The organism is Vibrio sp. R12-SW3-ISO1 (assembly GCF_059834005.1).
Genome location: NZ_JCBDGK010000020.1, coordinates 1 through 6,131, shown reverse-complemented (window position 1 = coordinate 6,131; position 6,131 = coordinate 1). Strand labels below are relative to the sequence as shown.

The 6,131-nt window shown below is 40.7% G+C and carries 7 protein-coding genes; 1 reads left to right on the top strand and 6 read right to left on the bottom strand.

Annotated features, from left to right (window positions below):
• The first annotated feature begins 218 nt into the window (after positions 1–218).
• A complete protein-coding gene (locus AC6R0R_RS07055) occupies positions 219–1,175 on the top strand; it encodes an IS110 family RNA-guided transposase (protein ID WP_500626189.1) in 957 nt (318 codons plus the stop codon).
• Positions 1,176–1,214: 39 nt separating this feature from the next.
• Here the strand turns inward: AC6R0R_RS07055 and AC6R0R_RS07050 are convergent, their stop codons facing one another.
• The 6 genes from AC6R0R_RS07050 to AC6R0R_RS07025 form a co-directional block, all read right to left on the bottom strand.
• On the bottom strand, positions 1,215–1,562 hold the full coding sequence (locus AC6R0R_RS07050; RefSeq protein WP_500626188.1) for a DUF3024 domain-containing protein: 348 nt from the start codon (positions 1,560–1,562) through the stop codon (positions 1,215–1,217).
• A 199-nt stretch (positions 1,563–1,761) separates the two neighbouring features.
• Positions 1,762–2,868 (bottom strand): hypothetical protein, encoded by a 1,107-nt coding sequence (locus tag AC6R0R_RS07045; protein WP_043038001.1) that lies wholly within the window; start codon positions 2,866–2,868, stop codon positions 1,762–1,764.
• Positions 2,869–3,006: 138 nt separating this feature from the next.
• Complete coding sequence (locus AC6R0R_RS07040) at positions 3,007–3,993, bottom strand: DUF3644 domain-containing protein (protein WP_500626187.1); 987 nt, start codon at positions 3,991–3,993, stop codon at positions 3,007–3,009.
• 221 nt (positions 3,994–4,214) lie between these two features.
• Positions 4,215–4,418 carry a hypothetical protein gene (locus AC6R0R_RS07035; RefSeq protein ID WP_500626186.1) on the bottom strand — a complete coding sequence of 68 codons (204 nt, stop codon included), beginning with the start codon at positions 4,416–4,418 and terminating at the stop codon, positions 4,215–4,217.
• Positions 4,419–4,654: 236 nt separating this feature from the next.
• Entirely contained in the window at positions 4,655–5,518 is an 864-nt protein-coding gene (locus AC6R0R_RS07030; RefSeq protein WP_269268070.1) for a YDG/SRA domain-containing protein, read from the bottom strand.
• Between the two features lie 136 nt (positions 5,519–5,654).
• The gene (locus AC6R0R_RS07025; RefSeq protein ID WP_500626185.1) at positions 5,655–6,002 is read right to left on the bottom strand and encodes a hypothetical protein; all 348 of its coding nucleotides are present in this window, start codon (positions 6,000–6,002) and stop codon (positions 5,655–5,657) included.
• Positions 6,003–6,131: the final 129 nt, after the last annotated feature.

Sequence of the window (6,131 nt, the reverse complement as noted above, 5' to 3'; positions counted from 1 at the left end):
TTAAATGCTTTGTATGGATAATAAGCACTCCAATCGGGTAAGGTGAGACCCAGACTTTAGCTGCAACTAAAGTTTTTCTATCTGGTAGTTCGATTAAATGATGGCTCCTCTATCGAGAGACCGGTAACAAGTACGAACGCCAGATAGAACTCCAAGCACCACACTCGAATAGTCTTCTGGGTCTCGAGCCCGCATTTGCAAGCAAGAGTTAGCTTATTATGAATACAAACACACTTCAAAACATTAATGTCGGCGTTGATACTGGCAAGTCACAATTAGACATTTATATTCGTCCTCTCGATATTTACTTCACCGTTCCCAACAATGAAAAAGGCATCAAGGAAGCAATTAGAACTATTACTAAACATAGACCTAGACGCGTTGTCATCGAAGCTACGGGCCGACTGGAAATGCCTTTCATACTCGCCTGTGATAAAGCCAAATTACCTTACGTCATTGCTAACCCGCTACGTATCAAAAAGTTCGCTGGCGCCATCGGGCAACGCGCTAAGAATGACCGCCTAGATGCCGCGCTCATCGCACACTACGCTGAGAAAGTCCAGCCTGAACTCACTCAATTAAAAAGCGAAAACATTCGACTAATGAGTGACTTAGTTACAAGGAGAAACCAACTACTTACCATGCAGACCATGGAAAGAAACCGACTTCAAATATTACCAAAGAATATCTCTTCGACCATTACCCCCATTCTCACCGCTTTAAAAAATCAGATAGAAAAAGTAGAAACTAAGATAGCTAAACTGATTGATAGTTGTCCTGAGTATCAAGCCAAAAATACTATTCTTCAAAGCATGCCGGGGGTTGGAAAAATCCTTGCTGCCTCATTAATTAGTAATGTACCCGAGCTGGGCTTTATCACTAACAAACAAGCGGCTTCCCTCATCGGCGTCGCACCAATAACAAGAGAAAGTGGCCGTTACAAAGGCAAGCGTGTGATACAAGGAGGACGAGCTCAAGTTAGAACCGTTATGTACATGGCGATGATGTCGGCAATCCAGTGCAACCCGATTTTTAAAGCAACTTATGAACGACTACTTGCGACAGGAAAACCAAAGAAAGTAGCGATAGTTGCCTGTATGAGAAAGATGGTGGTTATTTTAAATTCGATGCTCAGAGATGGTGTCACGTGGGATCAAAATGGCGCCAAAAATTAGCTGTTGACGCCATAGTCTCTTGTTATGTACGGGCCTGAGTTAGCCCCAAAAACTTCCATAAACATCAGCATTTAGAACTTCAAAGAAGACCTCAAGGCTAGTTACCGTTGGTGTGGGCTCATAAAGATGCCACTTTAAATCAGACCTCATCCAGTAGATTTTCCACTCGTTGCCCGATTTATTGAACTTCACTTTAGCTATAGGACTCTCCATGTTTTCACTCGGATTATTCCATTTCGGGCGAACTTCGAAGATTTCAATTGATTGCCCGTCAATTCGATAGCCAAGATCCAACTTATTTCTAATTTCTACTGGTGGTCGGCGAGAGTCTAGATAAAGCTCAACCGCTTTTTCATATCGTTTTTGTTCGATTTCTGAGAATGCCATATCTATCACCTAAGCTATTAATTAACTTCAGTTTACGACGTAAAATGGACGAGTGCATCGCTTAATTTTTGGAAAGAGTACATAACGCCCTGTTAAGGTGTGAGCAACGCAATACCGAAGTCACCTCATACCACCTTAAACACTAAACGCAACGCATAGTAAAAATGCCACGCGTTGCGAGTCACTCTTAAACAGTTTGTTAAAAACCATTTTCCGCAATACTCGCCCTGACATCATCTTCGCATCTAACACAAGCAAAATACTGAATCGTATCCATGTCCCCTGTAACAAACTCATCGCAATTAGGACATGAAATTGCTCCCCAACCTCTATCAAAACAAGAGATGCAACTCCAAAGACCATCAATGTAGAATACGGAAGGGGTATCGTCATGGCATGCGTGACAATAAGCTACCCACTCACCTTCCTCGCACCAGCCATCGCCATCAGAGTATTGTTCCTTACAAGCTTTTAATACATATTCATGCTCGATCTCTACGTCACAATGAGGACAGTTTTTTAGGTCTTTATTGAAGAACTCAATGTCCTTATTGCAATTCTGACATGGTATTGTAGCCTTAGTTTTTTTAATCAAAGTGTCTTTGACACCACAGACTAAACATTCGAAGTCATTGCCCCATCTGTTTTCTTTAATCACCTCAGCAGCAACCATGTTGCAATGGTTACAAACATCAATTTGTTTTCCAGACTTTTTCTTATTTTCAATATCAGGAGAAATTTCAGTAAACCGAGCTGAAATGAAGTCTTGCTGTCTCATCATTCGTTTGTGAATTCGTTGAATTTCCTCGATGTAATCATCAAAAACAGGAGACCAAGTTGTGACTAGTAACTCATGCAAATAATGCCACGCACACCATTGTTCAACTACAACACTCACTTTAGTAGCACCAATATCATGATAATTAGTATGCGCGAAATGTACTATTTGGTTTCTATGCTCTCCTAAAGCTTTGAATGCATCCACCGCTTTCGTAGGAATAGGTTCACAAAGAATGCTTTTCATTCTTTTAACTGCGTCATCGAGGAAAACAGAATGGAAATCTCCGACTTGAAAACTATCAAGGTTTGCTAACTCTGGACGGCTAAGGATTAATGTCCAATGTTCACGCATTAACCTTGCTTTCAAAAACAGTTCAACAGATGAATAAAAATCAACAATAGAGTTTTTGGGTCTCTTATCAAGGTCGTCTAGCGAGGAGTCCAAAAAATCGATTGCATTTTTTACCAATGCATCAAACATCTCTTCTTTATTTTGTTTCTTTTGAGATATGAATTTATGTCCCACAATTTTTACCTCTGGTTTTTAACGCCGCGTTAAGTGGTGAGCAACGCAGGCCACCACAACTAAACCATTGTACCCTAAACACTTAAGCTAACCTGAACTGAGATCACCAAGCGTTGTGAATCCGTCTTAAACGCTTTGTTAGCTTTTCTTTTTGTAATGTTTATCGAACTCTTTCACGATATTTGGGTTAAAAAACAACTTACTACCACTTTTAGGGTTGGCTGGGTTGTATAGGCGTTCATGACAATACCTTTTATCAGTAGCAAAGGATTTACGTAGTTCATGATACTCGCGATTTATTTTGAAGTCTGAATATCTTTTTTGTAAACGAGTATTTAATACATCATAATCCCATGGGTATTTGTCCATTATTTCTTCCTCTTCAAGCCTTATTATTGGAGCCTGAAGATCATTTGTAATTTGAACAGGTATACCATCACCACTTCTTACTTTCTTGAAGTTAACATCTATTCGTAACGACAAATTATACTCAGATTCATTGTCATCATACTCGGTTTCAACATGATTAATGAACTGAAGAAGTTTCTTCTCTGACGCATTGAGCGCCTCTCCATTAACTGAGTCAAAACTTCTGAAAAATGCCATTGGCATTAAGTAAAAATTATACTTATCAAGAACTGAACCAAACCATTCTTGGACTAAGTGTAGATAATTCTGTAAAGATGCCGTACCTAACTCTTGGACTTTTACAGCAAGAGTCAGATCATCATTAATGAAATGAATCGAGTTATCTCGAATTTCAGCAAGTGTTGTGATGTTGGATTTCACCGCTTTATCGATTTTTACACCATAATCTTCTGTTATTATACGATGAGCCTCGTAAATGCTCACAGACATTGGGTTACCTGAGCGATTATATTTAATGTACCTTTTCTTAGACTTGCCACCACCTTTCAGCGAGCGATTTTCCCAAACATACAGGCTTGTTACTTGGTTTCGAGAAAGCTGCAAAACCTTTGCTTTTAAAAGTAATTCCCAAGCATTAATACAAAGTACTGAAAATGTCTCTTCCCGATAATTAAAGTCTGGCTTATTATAAATTTCTATTGCAGATAACATCGCTGCAATAGACTTATCTAACATACTTCTAGATCTTGATTTCACTCATATCTCCAATTTCCGCTGAAAGCTAACGCCTTGCTAAGTGGCGCTTGCGATGAACTCGCAAAACCCACTGAACTCCAAGCCAAAACCGCCGAGCGTTTGGCGTCCACTTGAGTAACTGGTTAGTTGGCCAGTTCGTTGCTCTGCCAGAAACGCCACCGTACAAAAAAGTAAACCACCACAGCCAAGCGCACAACACCGAAATCAAAGTTACCCACGATTTACGCAAAGTAATGTGAGCCACTGCATTTCAGCAGAGAAAGCAGACTAAACACACCGCCAAAACCTTTTACGACGACAACGCCAATGAGCAGATTGAAAGCCAACAACGTTGCATCTGAAACACCAAAATTCAAAGCAACTTTACGCCCACGAAACTCGCCACCAACCTGCACGAAACCAAAATGAGGCAAACCCGCGAACATTGAAACGTGCTTTGGTTCGAGTAATTCAAGAGCTGATACCGACAATATTAAATTGCCGATAGCATCGAACGAATGGCCGGAGATGACGATGAACTAGCCCCAAAAATTCACCCGCCAACTAACGCTCTGTTAAGGGGTGAGCAACGCAATACTGAAGCCGCCGCAAACCGCCTTAAACACTAAAACCAACGCATAGTAAAAATGCCACGCGTTGCGAATCCCTCTTGAACAGTTTGTTATGCATTTCTTTGATAGTGCTCGCGGTGGTATTTAATGAACCGAATATCAATTTTGTGTTTATTGGAAACCGTTAACTTACCTGGCAGTCCAATCAGAGTTAGGTCATCTGCAATGGTGAAACCACCATTGTCAAACATCACATGGTGATTGGGGCACAAACATAAGATGTTATGTTCACTATCGGGACCATTATGAGGTTCACCGAGTGGCATAATATGAGCAGCTTCAGCATATAGGCCAGCAGTAGTTTGGATAGCTAACCCACAAATTTGGCATTCATAGTTGTACCACTGCTTAACATTTAGAGCCTTCTGATAATCGCGTACAACTCTGTTGGATGTGGAAGAGTTTCTTTTTGGTGATTCATATTGGCCTGGAGGTTCCTGTACTTCATTATCTACCGCGATTGTATCGTGAGCGACTAAGCGGTATCGCCAAATAACAAAGCCAGCTTTACCTGTTTCCTTCCAGTAATCCTCAACGAGATATAGACCTGAGTATTGATAACCTGAGTCCGGACTGTATTCACTATTATGTTTGTGTCCTCGCGTCACTCGAACTGGTAAGCCTTCAGTTTTACTTCTAGCAAGAGCAAGATTAACTGAGTCTAAAATTTGGTCTGCAACCTGCTTCTTTTTGGTATCCTGGCCGCCAGCTCCAGTGTAAATTATTACATCACCAAAATCTTCATCATCTTCATAGCCGCCAGATAATACTATTGAATCCGCCCCCTGATACTTAGAACCACTTATTCCAGCAACTAAGGGTCCATGAACACCAGCTTTAGAAAGTGTGTCTCTACTTTCAAACTTCCTGCCTATTTCAACACCCGAAATATGACCAAATACTCTTTGTTTCAAATATTATCTCCAATATGCATAACGCCGCGTTAAGTAGTGAGCAACGCCACCACAAAACCTAAACATTGTGCCGTAGACACTAAAGCTGAATCAAACCGAAAGTGCCGCGCGTTGCGAATCTGCCTTAAACGCTTTGTTATGTTCGTACTACAATGTTTAGTGCGATTATATCGAGTTGCCCTAACTCATTAAAATTTAGACGAAAGTGCTTGTAACCTTCGTTGTGATTAATCACTTCTGATTCGACGTGTTGCTTAAGCCAAAAAGATGAGCATATTTCATAACAGCAGTCATCTCGCTCCCCTTCAAGTAAATCAAACACCATCTGCCACTTGAATGCTACAGGATCGGCAAAATACAACTTTACCGCTTTTTCTTGCCAATCTTTAAACTCAGCTCGTATATCACCATCTTCTTGATGGATTTCAGGATATTCTGCATCTGCAGTAGAAAACCCCAAATCTAGTAATTTAACTGTTTCCATAACCCTTCCTAGCCTAAAGAACATAACGCCGCGTTAAGTGGTGAACAACGCCAACCACCAAACCTAAACCATTGTACCTTAAACACTTAAGCTAACTTGAACTGAAATCGCCAAACGTTGTGAATCCGC

Excerpts from the sequence above, each read along its gene's own strand:
- AC6R0R_RS07050 (WP_500626188.1), bottom strand. The coding sequence starts at position 1,562 with ATGGCATTCTCAGAAATCGAACAAAAACGATATGAAAAAGCGGTTGAG.
- AC6R0R_RS07025 (WP_500626185.1), bottom strand. The coding sequence starts at position 6,002 with ATGGAAACAGTTAAATTACTAGATTTGGGGTTTTCTACTGCAGATGCA.
- AC6R0R_RS07055 (WP_500626189.1), top strand. The coding sequence starts at position 219 with ATGAATACAAACACACTTCAAAACATTAATGTCGGCGTTGATACTGGC.
- AC6R0R_RS07035 (WP_500626186.1), bottom strand. The coding sequence starts at position 4,418 with ATGTTCGCGGGTTTGCCTCATTTTGGTTTCGTGCAGGTTGGTGGCGAG.